Genomic DNA, 22,825 nt, shown 5'->3' with positions numbered 1-22,825 from the left:
TTAAATACCTTTCTTTTATTCAGCAAATCTTTGCATGGATTTTTCCAAATGCGGCACCGCATTGAGTAATTTCTGTGTATAAGGGTGCTTTGGAGTGCTTATCACGCTATCCACATCCCCAGTTTCTACGATTTGCCCTTGATTCATCACGATGATTTTATCGCTTATATGCTCCACCACCCCTAAATCATGGCTGATAAAAATATAAGTCAGCCCCATTTCTTTTTGCAAATCCAAGAGCAAATTCAACACTTGCGCTTGAATGGACACGTCTAACGCAGACACAGGCTCATCGCAAATCACCACGCTAGGGTGCAAAATAAGCGCCCTAGCAATGCCGATTCGTTGCCTTTGGCCGCCTGAAAATTGGTGGGGGTAACGATCGATCCATTCTAATTTCAAGCCCACTTTTTGCATGATCTCTAACACTTTGGCTTTGATTTCTTTTTTTGAAAAGTGAGAATTTAACAGCAAGGGTTCAGCGATAATCTCGCCCACTTTCCACCTTGGGTTCAGGCTAGAATAAGGATCTTGAAAAATCATTTGCACCTTTTTGCGGTAATCAAACCAATCCTGTTTGCTAAAATGCAAATGGCGCTTGCCATTGAAATAAATCGCCCCGCTATCTTGCCTTTCAATCCCGGCTAAAATTTTTGCTGTCGTGCTTTTCCCGCAACCGCTCTCCCCCACGATGCTTAAAACTTCATTTTGTTCCACTTCAAAACTGATCCCATTAAGCGCATGAATGATTCTCTTGGGTTTGAATAACCCCCTGTCTATCGCATAGGATTTTTTCAATTCTTTAATTTCTAAGAGCTTCATCGCAACTCCTTTGGAAAACTCAAATAATCTATATTTTCATCCACGGTTTCTAAGCGTTTTTTGCGGTATTCTTTGCCCGGTTTAGGGATCGCGCTTAAAAGAGCTTTGGTATAAGGGTGTCTTGGATCAGCAAAAAGCTCTTTCGCGCTCGCTTGCTCCACCACATGCCCTTTATACATCACCACCACTTCATCAGCGATTTGCGCCACCACGCCTAAATCATGGGTGATAAACAAAATAGAAGTGCCTTTTTTTTGTTGCAATTCTTTCATCAATTCTAAAATTTGCGCTTGAATGGTTACATCTAACGCTGTCGTAGGCTCATCAGCGATCAAGATTTCAGGCTCACACACCATAGCCATAGCGATCATCACCCTTTGGCGCTGCCCTCCGCTGAGATTGAAAGGGTATTCATGGTATTTGTCCCCTGCATGGGGAATGCCTACGCGCTCTAACTCATAGACCACCCTTTCTAAGCGTTCTTTTTTATTGAGGTTAGGGTGGTGGATTTTCAACACTTCATTGATTTGAAACCCCACGGTGTAGGAAGGGTTCAAGCTTGTCATAGGCTCTTGAAAGATCATGCCAATTTTTTTACCCCTGATTTCTTTTTGCATCTGCTTTTCTTTGAGCTGCAACAAATCCTGCCCTAAAAATTGAATGCTCCCCCCCACAATCCTGCCTGGTTTTTCAATCAACCCTAAAATAGAGAGCGAAGTGATGCTTTTCCCGCTCCCGCTCTCCCCTACAATGCAAAGCGTTTGAGACTTTTTCAAGCCAAAACTCACGCCATCTACCGCTTTATTCACGCCCTTATCGGTGAAAAAATAAGTTTTTAAATCTTTAACTTCTAAAATCATGCAAGCTCCTTTTAAGAGGCGCGTTTAGGATCTAAAGCGTCCATGATGCCATCGCCTACCAGATTAAAACTCATGACCGTTAAAAAAATCATCACCCCAGGGAAAACAAGCATCCAAGGAGCGGTAGCGATGTATTGCATGGAGTTCATCAGCATCGCTCCCCATTCAGGTTTGGGAGGTTGGGCCCCAAGACCTAAGAAGCTCAGCGCGGCCGCTTCTAAAACCGTGGAAGCAAAACCCATTGTCGTTTGCACGATTAAAGGGATGATGCAATTAGGGAAGATCACCTTACACATCAAACGAAGATGCGAAGAGCCATTGATTTTAGAAGCGATCACGTATTCTTTTTCTTTTTCGCCCAGCACGGAACTGCGCACCAATCTTGCAAACCCAGGAATCCCCACAAACCCAATAGCGAGCATGGCGTTAGTGAGTGAAGGCCCTAACACAGCGACCACAATCACGATCAATAAAATAGAGGGCAAAGCGAACATAATGTCCATGATACGCATGATAACCGCATCTGTTTTCCCCCCAAAATACCCCGCTATCAGCCCTAATATCGTACCAAAAAAGACCGCAATCCCCATAGAAACAATCCCTATGGTTAAAGAAATCCTAGCCCCATAAATCAAGCGGCTCAAAATATCGCGCCCCAAATCATCGGTGCCTAAAAGGTATTTAGCATTCCCCCCATGCTCCCATATAGGCTTTAAAAGGCGATCTTGTGCGTTTTGGACATAAGGATCATGCGGGGCTAAAAGGGGTGCAAAAATCGCGCAAACCACCAATAAAAGCACAATCCATGCCCCAACGACCGCCGCCTTATTTTTTTTGAATTGTTGGATAAATTCTCTAAAAGACTCCATTATGACAACCTTATTCTAGGATCAATAAAAGCGTATAAAATATCCACCAAGAGATTAGCCCCAATATACATCATGGCAATAATCAAAGACATGGACTGGATAATCGGGAAATCGCGTTGGTTGAGCGCATTAACGATCCACTTACCAATCCCAGGCCATGAGAAAACCGTTTCAGTTATCATGCTCCCCCCTAAAAGCCCGGCCAGCATCAAGCCTGCGATAGTCGTTACAGGAATTAAAGCGTTACGCAAAGTGTGCACAAAAATCACCCTAAAGGAGCTGCACCCCTTAGCTTTAGCGGTGCGCACATAATCTTCTTTAGACACTTCTGCCATGCTCGCGCGAGTCATCCTCGCAATAACAGCGGTAGAAACCGTGGCTAACACAATGCTAGGCAAAATCAAGTGCCTAATCGTATCCACAAACGCCCCATAATCTCCTGCAATCAGGCTGTCTATCAAATAAAGACCTGTAGGACCATCTAAATAATACACATCGCTCAAACGCCCAAAAACAGGCAACCACCCCAATTGCACGCTAAAGATATAAATCAGCATAAGCCCTAGCCAAAACACGGGCATAGAAATCCCGGCTAAAGCGAAAGTCATGCTGGAATAATCAAACACGCTATAGCGTTTGATCGCGGCTAACACGCCAACGCTAATACCCAAAACAAGAGCCATAAACAGAGCGATCAAAGCCAATTCCACCGTAGCCGGGAAGCGTTGCCAAAACTCATGCATCACAGGCTCACCAGTCATGATAGAAGTGCCAAAATTGCCATGCAACACATTATTGATAAAGAAAAAATACTGCTCTATCAAGGGCTTATTCAATCCAAATTGCTCTCTTAAAGCGTCAATAGCGGCTTGATTGGCCTTTTCGCCTAAAATCACTAACGCCGGATCTCCTGGCACTAAATGCACCATCATAAACACGATGATACTCACCCCAAACAGCGTGGGGATCGCCCACAAAATACGCTTGATGATAAAACTCAGCATGCAACCCCTTTCATTTTTCTAAATACACCTTAAAGAAACGATTCACGCTCACTCCGGTCGTTTTATAGCCTTTGACTTTAGACAAGTGCGGCACCACTGAATAAGGGTAGGCTAAAGGCACATAGGGCGCGTCTTTATGGATAATTTCTTGAGCCTTTAAATAAAGGGCTTCCCTCTCCTTTTGATCCGAAACCCGTTTAGCCTTTATGAGCAGATCGGAAAAGGCGTCGCTCTTATAAAAGGAACCATTTTGAGTGGGTATAGCTGAGGCGGCTTGCTTGCTCCATAAGGTGTATAAGAAATTATCCGGATCCGCAATGTCTGCCATCCAGCCTGCAAACGCCATTTCATGCTCGCCTAAGCCCGTTCTTTTCAAATAAGCCCCCCACTCATACACTTCAATTTTCACATCAATGCCAATTTTAGCCAGGCTCGCTTGTATGAACACCGCTCCTTTTGGGTTACGAGTGGAAGTGGTAAAAATGGTGGTTTTAAAGCCGTTAGGATAGCCCGCTTCTTTCAATAACTCTTTAGCCTTTTTCAAATCGTATTCATAGGGTTTGATGTTGTAGTTATAACCCCATATGGTGGGCGGGAAAGGATTGACCATTTTTTGGGCAAATCCTTCATAAATCACCTTAATGTAATCATCAACATTGATGGCATGATTGATAGCCAAACGCACCAAAGGGTTATTAAAATACTTTTTTTGCGTGTTCAATGAAAGCCAATTGGCGATCAACCCAGGGCTTTTATCCACCACGATATTAGGAAGTTTTTCTAATTGCTCCACTTCATTGAGGTTAGGCCCGGTCATGAGCATGATTTCGCCGGTGCGTAGTGCTAAAGCACGAGTGGAAGAATTAGGAATGGTGCGCACCACCACCTTATCTAAATAAGCTTTAGACCCCCAATAATCCTGATTTTTTAAAAGAATGATTTTTTCATCTTTATTCCACAAAAAGAATTTGAAAGGCCCTGTTCCAACAGGCTTTTTAGCCAACTCGTCTTTTTTATTATTTTGAGCCAAATAATCAGCGTAATCCTTACTCAAAATGCTCAAAAAGTCCATGCCTAAATTGGCTAAAAACGGGGCTTCTGGCCCATTAAGCGTGAATTTGATCGTGTAATCATCTAAAGCTTCAATGCTCTTAATAATATGAGACATGCCCATGCCTTCCCAGTATTTATAGCTTTTAGCCCCTGGGCTATAGTATCGTTTAGTCTTATGCATTTGGCGCTCAAACGAAAACAGCACATCTTTAGCGCTAAACTCTACTTTTTTATTCCAATACTTCGTCTGGTGGAAATAAACCCCTTTGCGTAAATGAAAGGTATATACAAGACCATCTGGGGATATTTCCCAGCTTGTCGCTAAGGCTGGTTCAATTTCTGTGGTGCCGTATTTGAATTGCACGAGCGTGTCATAAATATTGCCCGTTGCCACATAGCTTTCGCCATCGGTTACTAAGGCAGGATCCATGCTCGAGCCATCAGCGCCTCTAGCGAAAACCAAAACGCCTCCAAAACGCTTTTGCTCTTCAGCAGAAACATTTTCTTTAGATGGATTAAGAGTAGCGTTTGGGTTTTCTGAAGCTTTCAAAAAGAACCCAAACAACAAAAGAAAAGAAAACAAACCCTTAACAAAAACATTATTCATAAGCCAATCTCCACAACAAATTCTATAAAGGATAGAGATCTAAATTATAAATATTTTATTGCGTTTATAGGCGTTTAACAAACACCCAAAAGTTTAATTGACCCTTAAAGGTTACCCTACTCCCCAAAATTTTGACTAACCACAGAAACCTTTTTGCGGCTTCTGTCTTTATGCTCAAACTTCACAACGCCATCTATGAGTGCATATAAGGTATGGTCTTTCCCCATGCCCACATTATTACCGGGGTGCATTTTAGTGCCTCTTTGGCGCACGATAATATTCCCTGCTCTCACAAATTCTGAGCCAAATTTTTTCACGCCTAAGCGTCTTCCTGCAGAATCTCTGTTATTCTGCGTGCTCCCTTGACCTTTCTTGTGTGCCATTGTTTAATACTCCTTTATGCTACAATTTTAGTGATTCTAACACGAGTGAAATCTCTTCTAAAACCACGCTTGGTTTTGCTGTCTTTTCGGCGGCGTTTTTTGAAAGTGATGACTTTTTTGCCACGCCCTTCATTGATCACTTCCGCTTCAATTTTAGCCCCATTCACAAAGGGTTTCCCACAAGAGAGCTTGCCCTCTTTGGATACGGCTAGCACTTCCACTAATTCCACTAAAGCCTTAGGCTCTTTATTCATTTTATCCAGTAAAACAATATCGCCTTCAACGACTTTATATTGCTTACCGCCATGCTTGAATATTGCGTATGACATTTCTATTCCTTAAAAATTGAACGCTCTTTTTAAAATAAACGCTTATTATAGTGAGTATTTGCTAAAATTTAACTTTAAATTTAGATTAAATTCATATTAAAAGAATTTTTTTACTCAAAATAACCCCATTTAACCCGCCATTATTAACCCGCATTGCCCCACTCAAACCACTCGCAATTGTTACTAACTTGTTTTGGAATACTTTTAGCTTGTTTGTTAAAAAACCAATAAGGATTTGATCATGCGCGTTACCTTTGGCTCAAAATACAACCAAATGAATAATTATCAAAACGCTTTACAAAATAAAATCAACGACGCTAACACGCAGATTGCTTCAGGGCTAAAAATCCGTTATGGTTATCAAAACAGCAACATTAACAACCAGAATTTAAAATTCCAATACGAAGAAAACACCTTAGATCAAGGCATTGATGTGGCCAAAAACGCTTACACTTCAACACTTAATACCGACAAAGCCTTGCAAGAATTTTCTAAAACGATGGAGACTTTTAAAACCAAGCTCATCCAATCCGCTAACGATGTGCATTCAGAGACTTCTCGTGCCGCTATCGCTAACGATTTAGAACGCTTAAGAGAGCATATGATAAATGTCGCTAACACTTCCATAGGGGGGGAATTTTTATTTGGGGGCAGTAAGGTGGATAGACCTCCCATTGATAGTAATGGGAAATACCATGGCAATGGCGAAGATTTAAACGCACTTATTAGCTCTGATAACCTTGTGCCTTATAATATCAGCGGGCAAGATTTGTTTTTAGGCGCGGATAAAGACAAACACAAACTCATCACCACCAACATCAAATTATTCAATCAAAACAAGCTCCACCCTGATGTGATGGACGCTTTAGAGCATTCTTCATTGCCTGAAGAAGTTTTTATTAAACCCGGTGATACCTTGCGAGAACTCATCGGCGATAACGACAAAGACCCCACCAACGACCCTAAAGAGTTTTTTTATTTGCAAGGCGTTAGGCCTGATGGCTCTAGTTTTAAAGAAAAATTCGCGCTCTCTAAAGCCTATCAAAACCAAGAAAGCGCAACTAAAGTGAGCGATTTGTTGGATAAAATCGGTCATGCTTACGGGAACACTTCGCAAAATAAAGTCGTAGATGTGAGTTTGAACAATTGGGGGCAAATTGAGATCAAAAACCTAACCCCCGGCAGTGAAAATTTGGATTTTCATTTAATTTCTAGCGATGGGGATTTTGACGATTTAGACGCCTTGCGTTCGAGCGCTAAAAGGGTTACTGAATATGTCAAAAGCGCGTTTGTAACGGATAGGAGTTTGAGCCAAGTTAAAGCGGTGCCTAACATGTATAATCCCAAGGTGCTTGAAATCCCTAGCGTGTTTGTCACTAAAGACAATGTTTTAGCTAACAAAAACACTAAATTGAGCGAGATTTTTGGCGATAAGGTGGAAACTTTAAAAATCAACGCTAGCCGTTTGGGCGATACAAGTGCTCTTCAAATCCCAAACCTCCCTATTAATTTGGATATTCCCATTCTTTTAGATGTGAAAAACTCTACGATTAAAGATTTGAAAGACGCAATCAAAGAACGCTTCAATAATGAAGTGGATGTGGAAATTGCAACAAACGGGCGTTTGAGGATCATTGACAATTCTTCTAAAGAATCGCCCATTTCTTTTGTCTTAAGCACCCTAGATCAAAAAGGGCTAGAAGTGGCCGGTATCCCTACGAATAACGCGAGCGAATACCAAAAAACCTACTTCAATAAAGAAGGGGCGAAATTAGAAAGCAATGTCGCTCAAACCGCTCAAAATGGCGCGGCTAATGGCTCTACTAAACTGAGTGAAGTCTCTAAGGGGAGTTTAGAAAATAGCGTTTTTAACATGAAATTAAACGATGTGAATGGTTTATTTTTGGAAGCGCAAATGATCTTGGATAATAATGGGGCTTTTTTGGGTTTGCCTAATGGCGTTAAAATCCCGCTTTATGACCCCACAACCGCTGATATTCAAGCGTCTAAACCCAATGAAGTCACTTACAGACAGCTCATGGATGCGATGAGTATCGCGCTCAATTACAGCAATACTGACCCTGCAATCTACCAACAAATCAGCGATAACCCTACTTCAAAAGAAAGCAAGGAGCGCTTTATTGGATTGTTAAAACAGGCTAAAGACAACCTTTCTATTAATTTGAATGAAGAGGGAAAAGTCATTATCCAAGACAACATGCATTCAAACACCAAAATGCAGTTCATGCTTTTTGATAAAGACGCGAATGATTTTTCTCAAAACGCCTTGCACAGCGACAAACCAAGCCTTAAATTAAACGCTAATAACGCTCTAGTTATTGACAAGCCCAATGTGAATTTTTTTGATCAATTAGAAAATATTATCACTTCTGTAAGAAAGGGGATTTATCGCCCGGACGCTTTAGGGGATAATTATTCTAGCGACATGCGTAATTTAGGCATTCAAAACGGCATCACCCTTATAGATCACTTGAGCGATCACATAGAAAAAATGATCGCTAAAAACGGCGCTCATGGCAAGGCGTTTGAGAACATCATCAGGCGTAATGAAGTTTTAAAAACGCAAGTTCAAAGCATTCGTGGGGAAACGACCGGCACGGATATGGCAGAAACTTATAACAAGTTTTCCAATCTCACTAACAATTATAACGCTGTTCTGGCTTCCACGAACAAAATCAATAATCTGTCTTTAACGAAATACTTGTAATCTTTTGATGGTTTTTAAGCGTTCTAAAAAGAGGTATTAAAATGCCTTTTAAGCTTCTATGAAGCCCCCCTCCTTTTGCCCTTTATTTCGTGGGCAAATCGCCTACAGGACAAGCGGCCACACCCACGCTTGGGCGAGTGATTTTTTCTACATTTTCTTGAGCTTTTTTGGGGTCATTAACCCAAGTTTTATAGAACTCAAAAGGGCATTCCGCCACACCCTTATCCCCATCGCCACTAGCAAAAACCCCACTATAACCTCTGTGTAAGAGTTTGAAGAGTTGGTTTTGGCTTTGGTCGTATTTTCTTGCATCACGGATTTGTTGCACGGAAAGTTGAGCGTATTGAAGACCATTTTCTTCTTCCCCACATTCACCCAAAGTATGCCCATCAAAACCAATAATGCTAGAATGCCCAAAATAGGAATACACCCCATCAAAGCCGGTCGCATTCGCTACCGCTACATAACATTGATTAGCCCATGCCATAGCTTTCACGATCGCAATTTGTTGCTCTTTAGCCGGATACATGTAACCTTGACAGCGCACAATGAGTTCTGCCCCACGCATCGCGCAATCGCGCCAAATTTCAGGGTAGTTACCATCATCGCAAATAATCAAAGAAACTTTCAAGCCCTTAGGCCCATCAACCACATAAGTTTTATCCCCAGGATACCAGCATTCAATAGGGCACCAAGGCAAGATTTTGCGGTATTTTTGCACGATCTCACCCTTATCATTGACAAGAATCAAAGTATTATAGGGATTCTTTTTGGCTTGCTCGTGTTTTTCCCCAGTCAAAGAGAACACTCCCCAAACCTTGTTTTTCTTACAAGCCTCAGCCAAGATTGCGGTTTCTTCTCCAGGAACGCTGGCGGCTGTGTCAAACATTTCTTGTCTGTCATACATAATCCCATGCGTGCTGTATTCAGGGAAAATAATCAAATCCAACCCGGGAAGACCCTGTTTGACCCCACCAACCACCTTAGCGATATTGCGGCAATTTTCCAACACCTGTTCTTTAGTGTGGAGTCTAGGCATCTTATAATTAACTACCGCTACACCCACAGTATCTGGGCTGCTACTAATATCTCCATGTCTCATGTTATATTCCTTATTTTTTGATACGAGAGTTCCTACAAACCCTCTATTTGGATTTATAAAATAATTGTGTAAATGGATCTATAATGAATATGAAAACTTTAATCATAATGATTACTGTGGGCGAGTTTTAACTTTTTGCTCTATTTAATAACCTATTTCTAAAAATGAGATTTTAGGCACTTCTATCTTTATGGTTATTTTATTTTCACTTCCACTAAGCCGTATAGTGCGTTAATACAATAGATTTTAGCCGCTCTTTGCAAGTCTTGTAATGTTAAAGAGGCATGTTCAACAAGACCCTTTTTTAACAATCCCATCACACCCGTCCCGTTTAACGCGCCAGAGCTAAAATAAGGGGTTAAAAGCCTGTTATGGATTTCTAAAATAAGGTTGCTCCTAGCACCCTCAGTGAGTTCCAAATCCTGGTTATAAAAGATTTCATCAAACATAACGCCTTTTTTAATGAGCGCTCGAGCCTTTTGATAAAAAGGGGCATAAGTGGTCTTATGGTATAAAAAATCATTGTGTTTATCAATGGGGGCTTCGCTCAAACGGATTTCTAGGCTTTTTAAAGGCTCTAAGGTTTTGTATTCTTTAATGAGCTTGCCCTTTTTGTTGAGTAAAACCCTTAAAACCCCTTCTTTTTCCAATTCAAAGTCCAAAAGATTGTCATCGTATTTAAAGTTAAAATATTGGGCGCTACTAATAAGGCGTTCTTTATGGGCGTTTTTATTGTTAATCTCTAATTTTTGATCCCTTTTGATAACTCTCATCGTCTCTATAATCTCAAATTCTATTTTGGGCATCACAAAAAAGGATTTTAAAAAGCTCTCTTCATATTCTTTTAGAGCTTTACTTTGATAAGTTACCCCACTCCCTACCCCCAAATGCAAAAAATCTTCGCTCGCTCTTTTTTCTAAAGTGCGGATAGGCACGCTAAAAAGGGCTTTTTTTCCTTCAACCATGCCTATCGCCCCGCAATACACCCCCCTAGGGCGTTTCTCTAAATCTTCAATGATTTGCATGGTTTTGATTTTAGGGCATCCGGTCACCGATCCGCAAGGGAACAACGCCTTAAAAATCTCAAACAAGCTTGTTTTTAGGGGCAATTGAGCTTCAATCTCGCTTATCATTTGATACACGCTCGGCAAGCTGATGATTTCAAACAATTGATTGACTTTCACGCTATTTTTTAAGGCCAAGCGGCTCAAATCGTTACGCAATAAATCCACAATCATCACATTTTCGCTTCTGTTTTTGTCGTCATTTTGCAAGAACAATCGGTTTTTTTCATCTGTCAAGGGGTTATTTGAGCGAGCGATCGTGCCTTTCATGGGTTTTGTAATAATCTTAATCGCTGTGTCCAAAAACTCTAATTCAAAAAACAATTCCGGCGAAAAGCTTAAAACACTCCCAAACTCATTTTCTATCAAAGCCTTAAAAGGCGTATTTTGGTTGTGTATCACTTCCTTAAAAACGCGCTTTGGTTTGGCTTTAGTGTCTAAAAATAAATCCATCGTGAGATTCACTTGATAGGTATCGCCATTTTTTAAATGCTCTTTAACGGCTTTAAACTGCTTGAAATAAGTTTCTTGATCTAAAGGGCTGTGGATTTTAGGGTAAAACGCATGCTCTTTTAAAGGCTCTAAAGAGTATTTTTTTCTTTCTAAAAATTGTTCAAAATACAAAAAAGGGGTTTGGCTTTGAAAAGTTTCATCTAAAAACGCTAAACGCGCTTCATACAAAAGATACCCCACAAAATACCCATTCCCCCTATTTTGAGAGATAAAATCTAGGGCGTTTTTAAGCTCATTAAAATTAGTGGCTGTGAGTTTTTTAACGCTTTTTTGATATTTAAAATCCCCAAAAATCATTTAATTTCTAGCAACCGCTTCGTATTTGTCTATCAAAAACACCGGGTTATAGCTCATTTTAGACCTTCTTAAACCCTCTAATCCTAGATCTTCTTCTCTGTTAGCGTAAGTTAGATGGCTAAATTCATTCAAAAGCAATTGCTGGTTGATGATTTGATACGCGCCCACAATATCTGTGCGGGCTTTTTCAATGTGGATGAGTGCACTCTCTTCGTTTAAAACTTCTCCAAAACTAAACGAGACTATTTCTCCATTCACCCTAATAAGCCCCCCCTTTAAATCCAAGCTTTCATAATTTTCTAACACGCTTTGAATGCCCTTATTTTCGTTGATTAACCCTATATCATCGGTCCGGCTTTCTAAAAACCACGCTTTAGAGGCTTCTAAAACTTCCTTTTTATTTTGAGGAGAAATTTTTTCATAAACAAAATTCGCATAGTTGGTTAAAAACTGGTTTAGGTGGTTTTTTTTCTTATGGTATTTTTTCCCTTTGAGCGCGATCAATTCTTCAATAGAATAAACATAATCGCTCCTGTCTCTGTTGTAAGTGAAATCAAACACCCCTACAAAATTGTCTTTCAAATCGTCTTTTTGCTCTAAAGTCAGGGAGTGGAATCTTAAATTTTTTTCTAATTTCAAAAGCTCTTTTACGCATTCATGCGGCCTCTTACCGATAGGGTAGAAATAAAAGGGTTTTTGATTTTCATAAGTGGTTTGAATCACCAAACAATCCCTAATCACAGCCACTTGAATGAGCCTTGCATGCTGCCATAAAAAGCAATTGGTAAAACTCACATCTGATAACACGATTTTTTGAGTGCTTAAAAACCTTGAAAACAAGTCCTTATGCGCTAGGGTAATTTTTTCAAACATGGCAACTCTCTTTTATTTTTTTAATTCTTTTAGGGCGTTTTCTTGAAATTTTCTAGAAATCTTAAAAACCTCTGTATAAAAACCCGTAAGAATTTCTCCATTCAAATGTTTGAAGTCCCTTTGGCTGAGTCGTTTTAAAATTTCTAGCTCTCTTTTAGGGCAATAAATGGGGCTTTCTTGTTTGATGAGAGCGATTTTTAAAGCGATTTCTAAGCGTTTGTCTAAAAGATCGCTCAATTCATTATCCAGCGCATCAATTTCAGCCCTTAAATTTTCTAAAAGACTATCCAAATTCTTTTGCATCTAATCAAACCCCTTTTAAGCCTTCTTCTTCTAGCCGCCATAAATCTTCTAAAGCCTCTCTTTTTCTTATCACTCTGATTTTGTGATCTTCTAGGGCTAATTCTAAGAGTTTGGGGCGCGAATTGTATTGACTGGCCATGCTAGAGCCATAAGCCCCAACCTTTTCTATGGCTAATTTATCGCCTGGCTCTAATTCTGGCAAATTGGCGTCTTTTAAAAAAGTGTCGCTGCTCTCGCACACAGGCCCTACCACATCGCAAGGCGAAATCTCACGCCCCCTACAAGGCGTTATGACCCTTATGGCATGCTTAGCATGATACAAACTGGGGCGTAAAAAATCATTCATGCCCGCATCTACGATTACAAAGCGCTTGTTTTGAGCCTTTTTTTCATACAAAACCTGCGTGATCAATTCCCCACTCTCAGCCACGATCGAGCGGCCCGGCTCACAAATGATAGTCAAATCCAAGCCTTGAAGCGCGTTTAAAATCCCTTGTGCGTAATCATAAAGCTTGATAGTCTCTTCATTTTCATAGCTCACGCCAATCCCTCCGCCCACATCAAAAAAACGCAAATCTATCCCTAGCGCTATCAAAGATTTAGCGATTTTAGCCACCTTTTGGCTCGCTTCTATAATCGGCTCTAAATCTAAAAGCTGCGATCCGATATGAAAATGCACGCTAACAGGCTCTAAAAACGCGCTTTTTTTAGCCCAAAGAAACATTTCTAAAGCTTCTTTTTCTCCCACGCCGAATTTATTTTCTTTCAAACCGGTAGAAATATAGGGGTGCGTTTTAGCGTCAATGTTAGGGTTGATTCTAATGGAAATCCTGGCCTTTATCCCTAAAGATTGAGCGATTGTTTCAATCGTTTTTAATTCCATAAAACTTTCCACATTCAAAAATAAAATGTTGAGTTTTAGGGCTTGTTCTATTTCAAACGCACTCTTACCCACCCCGCTAAACACGATCTTATAAGGCTTGATCCCAGCTTTTAAAGCCCTATATATCTCGCCTATGGAAACGCAATCCGCCCCGCTCTCTAAATGCGCCAATAAAGAGAGGATACTCAAATTGGAATTCGCCTTTAAAGCGTAGCAAATCAAAGATTTACGCCCCTTAAACGCTTCTTTATAATTCAAAAAAGCCTGTTTGATTTTGTCAAAATCATAGAGGTAAAAAGGGGTTTTGTGAGTTTGAAACAGCTCTTCATAATTAAACATGGAAAAACCTAACCATAAAATTTGAACGAAGCATTATAGCAAAAAAGCTAAAACGCCACTCGCATGCCCACATTCCCGGTTATATTAATATCTTGGTATTGCAAGCCCATCTTAAGCCCCACCCCCGCATTCACATACATCAAACGCCACAAATGCATTTCGCCTCCTGTGATCACGCTCGCAAAAGTGTTGAAAACTTCCCCCTTGCGATACAATAAAGTGTTTTCGCCCACAAAACGCACCGTATTACCGCCTTTAGATTTGATCAAAAGATCCCTACCCAATCTCGCCGTTACAAAATAATAGGAATTTTGACCAAAATATTTACGGCTCTCTAGCCCCATGTTGAGCGTTAAAACCGATTCGTTAGAGGGGTTTGAATGCATAACAAATCGCTCATAAGCAGCATCATTCATTTTGCCCTTCATCCCGCTCAAACCTATGAAATGATAGCTCAAGCCCACTTGAGGTTTTAACACCACGCTTTTTTGTTTGAACATGAAATCATAGCCGTAATTCCCGTTCACGCTCGTTGTCCAGGTGTTGTAACTATAGCGTTGGTTCAACACAGAGAGCAAAGAATTAGAAGAATTGATATTGCTCGCATTGCCTCCATAAGTTTCATTCGCGCTCAAAGTGAATTCGTTTCTTTTTAAAAAAGCCCTCGCATACATCCCCACATCCACATTATTACCCAAAGAATGCATGATATTCCCATTAAAGTCGCTATAGCCATAAGCCACATAACCTCCAAGGATCACATTTTTAACTAACCTGTCATAGCCCACATTCAAGCCATAAAGCGTGCCATTGCCCCCAGAAATAAAGCTCGCTCCCCCCACCCCTTGAACCCAAAGGTTATTGGGGTGTTTGCTAAGTTGAGAGTATTTGACAAAAACCTCGCTAGGGTTAGGATCGCTAAAACGCTTGTTTTTAAGCTCTAACAAGCGATTAGAAAAATCAGACTCTCCTTCTCTAGATCTAAAATCAGAGAGTTTTGTCAAACGGCTAGTTTGTTGGGTGTAACTCGCCAATTCTAAAAGGTTGGTAGCGTTATCCCTAAAATTAGGGTTAGAAATCAAGCTTGCGGTGTTTTGAAGATCTTTTGTTGCGTCTAAGATTTCATTCAAAGAGTGGTTTTCTAAATAAATCGGCGCAAAAAGCGGGTTTTCTTTAGTGTCTATCATCAATGTTGAAAGCCACTTGATAGCGTTATTCCCCCCTATCGCTTCAATTTGATTGAGCGCGCTTTGCCCTTGAATGCCCGCAATGTAATCTTGTAAGGTAGGGGGGGTAAAGTCCATCGCTTTATTGCCGTAAGACATTTTAACCTGGTTATAAAGGACAGAAAGGCTTAAAATGTTGTTTTGATGGGCGTTGTTTGAGTTAGGCAGTGCTACGCTCAATAATAACCCCTTATCTTGTAATAAAACCCGTTGGCCCAAATAAGTCAATACGCCGTTTTTTTCCTCTATGTGGTTTCCGTTGATATTGATTAAGGTATAGAGCTTCAAATACGATTGCAAGCTGTTAGGGTTGATATTGTAATCAATGTAACGGCTGCTTTTTAATAAAGTGTAAGTCGTGTTGTTGGCCATGCTGTTATTGACATTTATAAAAGGCGTTTGGGTGGTGTTGAGGTTAATGATCCCCTCCGCTTGAATGAGCGGATTTACAGGCGTTTGAGAATTTTCTAAATTAAAATGTATCGTTCCCAAATTATTCAAAGCCCCCCCTACTTCTAACCCATAAATCCCGGTACTTAAAGAAGCGTTTGAAGCGATTACTAAATTTTGAAGCACCTCTATTTTTTGCGTGGCGCTGTTGTTAAACGCTCCTTGAATGTTTAAGTTATTCGTTACAAAGCTGGCGTTTTTCTCTAACACCGCTTGGTTGGAAATCGTGAGGTTGTTGGCTTGGAATTGAGCGTTATTGTAAAGATACAGGTTTTTAATGTTTGCAGAGCCTTTAATCTTTGAAAAATCAACCACCCCGTTAGCGTAAATATTGCCTGAAAAATTGAAATCATTCGCCGTAACCATCAAACTTTCATCGTTATTATTTAAGGCGATTGGCGCGTTATTTGACGCATTACTAGAAGAAGCGCCATTCGTGCTTTGGGCGCTAAGCGCGCAAGGGTTTGTAGCACTAACTGCAGTTGGATCGCTTTGTTGCACGCAACTAGCGTTGATAAACAGATCGCCTTGAGACACGGAAATATTGTTACTACCGGCATTAATCTTAAGGCCGTTGCTAGCATCAAGCGTGGTGATGTTAATGTTAGAAACTTGATTAGACAATAAATTGAGCGTTCCAAAATGGTTAGTGAAAGCGATATGATTGTTTCCGGCAAAAATGAGCGAATTCCCTGCGTTAAAACTGAGCGTGCCTCCATTGGCGTTAGAGAAAGTGGAATTTTGCACAAAAACATTGCCTTGCGCGTTGAAGCTAAAATCCCCTTTTTGCCACACTTGACTCAAGCCATAGGGAGCGAAAAGCCCCTTTTTACCAAGATTAGGGATCAAATCCCCCAAACCTTGTTCATAAATAGGCCCTAAGCCTTTAGCCGCTAGGACTTTGTCTAAAACGCTTTTAATCTGCTGGTTTTGCAGCAAGCTTTCTAAAGAATTGAGCGTGTCTTGGCCTAAAAATTCGCCAATCATTTGCTTGCCTAAAGCCACTACATCGTTTTGTAAAGCCTCGCTCGGTTTGACAATATCTTGCAACATCACGCTTATGACTTGCCCTATATCGTTAGCGGAAATAAAGCCGGTGATCTGATTGAACAACCCTTTTTTACTCAATAAATCATTGATGGACATGCTCCCTATAAGCTTTTCAGGGTTTTGCAAATCAATGCCCCCTAGTCCGGCTAATCCCCCCACTAACCCGGTCCAAAAGCCTAATTTTTGTCTGATCAAATCCTTAATCGCCGTGTTCAAACCGCTATCATTCATGAGGTTATCAAAGTTATTCTGCCCTAAAAGCTGGCTTAGGGTTTGATTTTTTTGTTCAGGCGTTAAATACCCCCAGATCACACTACCACTCCCTAGCGTATTTACTATCAAATTCCCTAATCCACCGGCTTTGTTAATGGATTGCATCGCCACTTCGCCCAAAATATTAGCGAGCCCGGCTTGATTGAAAACCTTATTGATGCCCTCTTGGCCTAGCATGCTAAAAATCCCATCGGTTTGCGAGCTTACGATATTCGCTTGGTTGAGAATGAGCGAAGTTTGGCTGTTAAAAGTTACGCTAGCGCTCCCCCCAGTCCCCCATGCGTTCCCACTCCCTAAGGTGCCGGTAAGATAAATTTCTTTAGCGTTAAAAGTCGTGTCAATATAGCCCAAATCAGCCGAGCTGGACTCCAAAAGCTGCCCTAAATAAGTGCCTCTAAATTTTTGGCACACAATGTCGGTGTAATCGCAAGGTGTTTGATAGCCCAAGCCCCCAAAAACCACCGCACTATTGGTGTCTGTTTGCCCTATTTTAGTCGCTCCTATAATCAAAGCGCCGTTATTGAAATTTTGCACCACCGAATTGTTTGCGTTATCAATAAATGCGTTAATGTTTTTCCAATCGCTAGGCGTGATGAGTTTGGTGAGCTGGTTTAGCGCATCGCCTTTTAAATCGCTCAAACTTGAAAGCGAAAAATCATTCCCTAATATCTTTTTGATTTCAGGGTAGAGTTTGAGCACCATTTGCCCTAACGCTTTGATATTACTGAAATTATAGCCCTTGTTATAGATATGTAACGCGCTAATAGGGTTGCCTTGCGCGTTATAAGTTTGCGAGATGATAGAAGACTCAGAGATTAGATTGTTATTTTTCGTGGTGTTATTGCTGCCGTTAGCTTGATAGGATTGGTTGGGGCTATAATAGCCTTTCACGCTACTCGTGAGGTAAAACACGCCTTGTGCGTCATCGCTATAAGAATACACGCCATTAGCGTTGTTATAAACTTTTTGGTAGTTAAAGATTTCAGAGCTAATGTTATAGAGCGTGTTTTTAATGCCCGGGATTTGAGAGAGCGTAACGCTTAGTTGGTTATTTTTAAAGCTCTCGGTGATTTTTAGGGCGTTATTGAGAGGGTTAGTGAAACTATAAGTTTGGTTTTTAGCGTCATAAATCCCATCATTGATACGCATGCCAAAGAAGCTGATACGCTCATACCAATTACTATTCATGTTCGCTTGAATGATGTTATACACACGATTTTTATTGTCGTTTAGATCGCTTAGTAAATCAATGTTAGCGATGTTCAAACTCCCTTGATCGCCAAAAACAAGCTGGCTGTTTTTTAAATTCAACACGCTACTGTTGTTAGGGGTTAAGAGGTTGCCTCCCAAACTCAAGGGCGCTTTAATATCAAGGACTTGATGGAAAGTGATGGGGCTTTGAGAAAAAGCGTTATCATAGAAATTAAACGCCGTGTTAGAGGTGATAGCGCTAGAGCCTTGAAAATCTAAAGAAGAGTTATTGCTTAAATTAAACTGCCCTCCTAAAGAGATCGCTCCCTTAAACACGATAGAAGAATCATTCAAACTCGTAGTAATATTCGCTGAATTGAAATTGACCGCTCCGTTAAAATTGATATGAGCGTTATTGCTCGCAATCAAGCTCGCATAATCGTTGATCGTGGCGTTATTGGAAACATTAATCGTGCTTTGGTTGAGGTTGAGCGAGCTGGTGTCGTTCAAATTCAAATCGCCTTGAAGCTCTAGGGTTGAATGGTTGCTCGCATTGATAGAGGCGTTTTGAGAAAGACTGATCGCATTGGCTTTAATACTGCTTGTCCCCACTGAAACGCTTAAATTGGAATTGTCAAACAACACGCTTTTAGCTTGCATTTGATACAAACCAGAGCTTAAATTCGTGCTGTTGGTGAAACTGATCGCATTAACGGCATTGAATTTAAAAACAGATTGCGTTGTCCCCACATAGCCTCTAAAAGAGCTGTTAGAAAAATCCAAATTCAAAGCGTTGAAACTAAAATTAGGGTTGCCTTTATTTTGCGCGGTATCGTCTATAAAATAGGAGTTTTGAGCCTGAATGTTCGTGCTGTTAGAGACAAAATTCATAGAAGAGCTTTGCGTGCCAGCGGCGCGGTTATACAAAGTCGCGTTCGTTAAAAGAATGCCTTGAAGCCCGTTAAAATTAAGGCTCGCGCCCCCACCGCTAGAAATGCGGTTCCCGCTTTCAATGCTGCCGGTGATGTAAATCTTTTGCGCTTCATAATGCCCTGTGATAAAGCCTATGCATTGCAAATTCCAACAATGCCCACTCGCATCATTACTCCCTACACCCTTATTGTCCCCAAAGCGGATGATTACATTAGATTGCGGCGCATCGCTCGCATTTGTCCATATGCTTTTAGCCCCAAAAACAATCGCGCTGTTTTGCCCGGTGAACGTTTGAGAAAATTCCGCTTTAGTGAATAGAGTTTTCCCGCTCGCATAAAAATCAATGCTGTTGTCGTAATAGTAAATGGTGTTGTTTGCATTCCCTAAATTATTGTTATAGCTGTTAGGCATGTAGGTCATAAAACCGAGAGCGTTTTGATAATACAAGTGATCCGATTTTTCCATATCCACATAATCAAACACCATGCCAACGCCCAAACGCCGGATAGAAATGCTGTTGGGTGAAAAAACCTCTTGAAAATTGTAGGTTTGGTTATTGAAAGAATACACCACATCATAAACGCCATTACCTACGCTAGAGACGAGCTTTTCACTATTTGCCCCATGCCCTTGGTAGTTGATGAGCTGCCATAGATTTTTACTGAAAGCGTCGTTGTATTCAATTTCTTTAGAAGAGCTTACAAGGGTGATAGGGTTGCCATTAGTGATAGCTTCACCAATATTAATAACCGAATGAGCGTTAAAAGTAATTGTCCCATCGCCAAAAGACAAAGGAGCGTTCAAGTTTTTTAAAGTGATGTTATTGAGAGTAACTTTCCCTTTCACGCTCGTATTCGTAGGGCCATTAAACACCACATTATCAAAGGTTGCATTCCCTGAAATATTCACAGAGCCGGTATTATTAAAATTAGCGGTATTTTGAGAGCCATCACTATTGGTAGAGTTCCCAAAAACAGCGTTCCCAGCGATTTGCAAATTTGAATGAGCGTTAGTGAAATTCCCCACAAACGAAGTGGTCGCGCTAGAATTGTTGAAATTAAAAGAAGCGCTGTTGTTAAAGTTAGCGTTATTGAACGAAGCGTTTTTTGTGCTAATCTCAAACGAACCGCTATTGAACTGGTTGTTATTTGAAAAATTCAAGCTATCGCCGCTGAATTGGTAACTCCCTCCATTAAAGTTGGTGTTTTCAAAAGTCGCTTGCCCTGCATTGAAAATGAATTTCCCGTCTTTGGCTTGGTTAGTGAAAGTTGCGCCATACACCGAAAGCGTGCCGTTAGAATTTAGACCACTCAAATTCTGCGAATTGTCCATGTTTTGCGTGGAAAAAGTCATAGAGCTTGAATAGATTCCGGCGTTATGCTGCGTGATAGTAGCGTTAGCGATATTGATACTATCTACCCCATTAAAGACCAGATTGGCTGCCCCACCGGTGCCTATACGATTGCCAGAACGCAGATTCGCTGTGATATAGACATGATAAGCGCTATAAGTGCCGTTAGTCGTGCCTGTGCATTGGTAATAGGGCCAAGGCCCGCAATGCCCATTAAGAACGCTCCCTGAAGTGTCCCCAAAAGACACCGTGTCGCTAGAAGAAACGCTATTTCCAGTCCATGTTGCGTTATACCCAATCACCAGATTACTGCCACTCGCGCTAAAGGTTTGCTTAAACGAATTAGTATAGCTCCCCCATATTTGAACGCTCGGCAAGTAATAAGTCCCGCTCTCTGTAAAATTTTGAGATTTAGGAATATAATATTTATGGTTATACCAAGGCATGTCAGCATTAATATAACTTGAAGCGGATAAGTCAAATTGTGATCCGCTGATTGTAGGGGGTGGCGTGTAAGTCCCGCTCTCTAAAGCTTGGATGATAATGGAATTAGGGCCAAAAGTTTCTTGCAGTTTGTAGATAGTATCCCCTATTTTGTAGCCCACTTGATAGACTTGCGTAGGGTTTGTAGAGGATTTAGAGGGCGAAGAGTCAGTGCTTTTAGATGTTGCAGCGCTTTCGCTCAAAAGCTGTCCGGTAACCCCATTATAAGTGATCGTCTCCCACAAACCTTGAGCGAAACTTTGCGGATCTGAAGAGCTTTCGTTCGTTTTTAAGGCGTTTGTCAAGCCATTGATTGCATGGTTTAAAAGATGATTATAAGTGATCCCACCGCTAGAATTTAAAATCGTTACGCTCTTCTCACTGCCTAAACTTGTGAGGTTGAAAGTCGTCCCTTGAGCGAGAGTGATTTTAGAACTCCCAAAATCAAGGGTTGAGCCATTGTTCAAGTCATTTTTACCGCTTAAAGTAACGCTACCGGTAACACTCATGTTGCTTGTATCAACAGAAGTGTTGAATGTCGTGTTGTTAAAACTCGCACCCTCATTAATGGTGATTTTACCGGTATTGTTAAAAGTGGCGTTATTAAACGAAGCGTTTTGGATTGTTAGTTGGTGGTTTGAATTGTTAAAGGCTTGCTGGAAAATTACAGAACCCTTAAGAGTGGTAGCGTTACCACTAAAAGAGCTGTTTTCAAACACCATTTGGGGGTGCTGAGCGCTGTTAGTTGGATTAGTTTGGTTATTAAAAGTAAAAGTCCCCCCATTAAAGGAGCTGTTTTGGAAAGTGGCTTGATTGTCAAAAGTATAGGAAGCGTTACTAAACGAAGCGCCATTAAAGGAACTTGTGCCTTTAAAATTAAAACTACCGCTATTAAAAGCGGTGTTATTAGTAGCGTTAAACTCTTTATTAAAAGTGAATGCCCCCCCATTCCATTTCGCCCCGCTAAAAGTGGCGTTCTCTTCAAAAGTGAAACTGCCGCTTGCATTACTAAAAGTCGTGTTAGTAGCGTTAGTCGTCCCTTTAAAAGAATAGCTAGGCCCAGAAGTGGAGCAATTAGCCCCTACGCCCACACTAGCTAAAGAACTGCAAGTATCCCCATTTAAAGAAACCGAATTAATGGTAATGGCGCTGTTAGCATTGCCTATATTCACTTGCGAAGTTTTATACGCGTTGATATTGGAATTGATATTGACCTTATTAGCGTTCAAGTTTAAAGTGGCTGTGCCGGTGTGCGTGCCAGCTCCCGATCCCACACGATTGCCCACTTCTACGCTGTTATTCACATTGATAGTCCCAGCGCTAAAAGTAATATTAGTATGCCCATTAGGATACCAAGAAGTGAAGCTATTCCCACTACTCGCACCTAGATTAAAAGTAGCGTTACTGCCTAATTCAATGTCTAAATTCCCCCCATTATATTCCCCTCCGGTGTAGTTATACAGACCGCTTAAAAAATAAGTGCCGTTATCATTTTTTAAATTGGCTGTGATGTCTTGGTTGTTTTGAGAGTGGTAGTAATTAGCCGCATTACCCCCTGCCCAAGTTTTTGTGATGAGTTGGTTTCCTGTGTATTGTTGTGTTTTTTCCTCCCATTTATCGCAACTCCATAGAGCATACCATGGACGATGCACGCATACCCTTTGGCTTTTTTCCCCCCAACTAAGCCCCAAAATATCTGTTCCATCAGCATACACCCCACTAGCAAACCCACCAATGAGTAAAGGCGTAAGCCATAAAGGATGCTTTAAGATTGTTTTTTGATTTTGATGCGATCGTTTTATGCTTTTTGGTTTCTTTTTAAACTTTTTCATTGAATGC

At 40.9% G+C, this 22,825-nt stretch carries 14 protein-coding genes; 1 reads left to right on the top strand and 13 read right to left on the bottom strand.

Annotation, left to right across the window (positions count from 1 at the left end):
- Positions 1–15: 15 nt before the first annotated feature.
- The 7 genes from FIM66_RS03495 to rplU all read right to left on the bottom strand — a co-directional run bounded on the left by FIM66_RS03495 (position 16) and on the right by rplU (position 5,927).
- The gene (locus FIM66_RS03495; RefSeq protein ID WP_120820146.1) at positions 16–822 is read right to left on the bottom strand and encodes an ABC transporter ATP-binding protein; all 807 of its coding nucleotides are present in this window, start codon (positions 820–822) and stop codon (positions 16–18) included.
- On the bottom strand, positions 819–1,682 hold the full coding sequence (locus FIM66_RS03490; RefSeq protein ID WP_000599901.1) for an ABC transporter ATP-binding protein: 864 nt from the start codon (positions 1,680–1,682) through the stop codon (positions 819–821). The genes FIM66_RS03495 and FIM66_RS03490 overlap by 4 nt, the downstream gene beginning before the upstream one ends.
- An 11-nt stretch (positions 1,683–1,693) precedes the next feature.
- Positions 1,694–2,551: an ABC transporter permease gene (locus FIM66_RS03485; RefSeq protein ID WP_000443373.1), complete on the bottom strand. Its 858-nt coding sequence runs from the start codon at positions 2,549–2,551 to the stop codon at positions 1,694–1,696.
- Positions 2,551–3,555, bottom strand: a complete 1,005-nt coding sequence (locus FIM66_RS03480) for an ABC transporter permease (RefSeq protein WP_000947998.1) — start codon at positions 3,553–3,555, stop codon at positions 2,551–2,553. Before FIM66_RS03480 ends, FIM66_RS03485 begins: the two co-directional genes overlap by 1 nt.
- 10 nt (positions 3,556–3,565) lie before the next feature.
- Complete coding sequence (locus FIM66_RS03475; RefSeq protein ID WP_140600011.1) at positions 3,566–5,215, bottom strand: ABC transporter substrate-binding protein; 1,650 nt, start codon at positions 5,213–5,215, stop codon at positions 3,566–3,568.
- 116 nt (positions 5,216–5,331) lie between these two features.
- Positions 5,332–5,598 (bottom strand): 50S ribosomal protein L27, encoded by a 267-nt coding sequence (gene rpmA, locus FIM66_RS03470; RefSeq protein ID WP_042631465.1) that lies wholly within the window; start codon positions 5,596–5,598, stop codon positions 5,332–5,334.
- A gap of 14 nt (positions 5,599–5,612) precedes the next feature.
- Complete coding sequence (gene rplU, locus FIM66_RS03465; RefSeq protein WP_000119326.1) at positions 5,613–5,927, bottom strand: 50S ribosomal protein L21; 315 nt, start codon at positions 5,925–5,927, stop codon at positions 5,613–5,615.
- Between the two features lie 241 nt (positions 5,928–6,168).
- On the opposite strand from rplU, the gene flgL reads away from it, so the two are divergent.
- The gene (gene flgL, locus FIM66_RS03460; protein ID WP_140600009.1) at positions 6,169–8,655 is read left to right on the top strand and encodes a flagellar hook-associated protein FlgL; all 2,487 of its coding nucleotides are present in this window, start codon (positions 6,169–6,171) and stop codon (positions 8,653–8,655) included.
- 82 nt (positions 8,656–8,737) lie between these two features.
- Here flgL and FIM66_RS03455 read toward each other — a convergent pair whose 3' ends face one another.
- The 6 genes from FIM66_RS03455 to imaA all read right to left on the bottom strand — a co-directional run bounded on the left by FIM66_RS03455 (position 8,738) and on the right by imaA (position 22,818).
- Positions 8,738–9,757: an aliphatic amidase gene (locus FIM66_RS03455; RefSeq protein ID WP_139523082.1), complete on the bottom strand. Its 1,020-nt coding sequence runs from the start codon at positions 9,755–9,757 to the stop codon at positions 8,738–8,740.
- A gap of 194 nt (positions 9,758–9,951) precedes the next feature.
- Complete coding sequence (locus tag FIM66_RS03450; protein ID WP_140501505.1) at positions 9,952–11,631, bottom strand: bifunctional chorismate-binding protein/class IV aminotransferase; 1,680 nt, start codon at positions 11,629–11,631, stop codon at positions 9,952–9,954.
- The gene (locus tag FIM66_RS03445; RefSeq protein WP_140600008.1) at positions 11,632–12,504 is read right to left on the bottom strand and encodes a DUF2156 domain-containing protein; all 873 of its coding nucleotides are present in this window, start codon (positions 12,502–12,504) and stop codon (positions 11,632–11,634) included. It lies immediately after the preceding gene.
- Positions 12,505–12,516: 12 nt separating this feature from the next.
- A complete protein-coding gene (locus FIM66_RS03440) occupies positions 12,517–12,807 on the bottom strand; it encodes a chorismate mutase (RefSeq protein WP_140600007.1) in 291 nt (96 codons plus the stop codon).
- Between the two features lie 4 nt (positions 12,808–12,811).
- Positions 12,812–14,029, bottom strand: a complete 1,218-nt coding sequence (gene lysA / locus FIM66_RS03435) for a diaminopimelate decarboxylase (RefSeq protein WP_140478480.1) — start codon at positions 14,027–14,029, stop codon at positions 12,812–12,814.
- A gap of 47 nt (positions 14,030–14,076) precedes the next feature.
- The gene (gene imaA, locus FIM66_RS03430; RefSeq protein WP_140600006.1) at positions 14,077–22,818 is read right to left on the bottom strand and encodes an immunomodulatory autotransporter protein ImaA; all 8,742 of its coding nucleotides are present in this window, start codon (positions 22,816–22,818) and stop codon (positions 14,077–14,079) included.
- Between the last annotated feature and the right edge of the window lie 7 nt (positions 22,819–22,825).

Source organism: Helicobacter pylori, assembly GCF_006439795.1.
Classification (GTDB): domain Bacteria; phylum Campylobacterota; class Campylobacteria; order Campylobacterales; family Helicobacteraceae; genus Helicobacter; species Helicobacter pylori_CR.
This window is presented reverse-complemented; position numbering and strand designations above follow the sequence as displayed.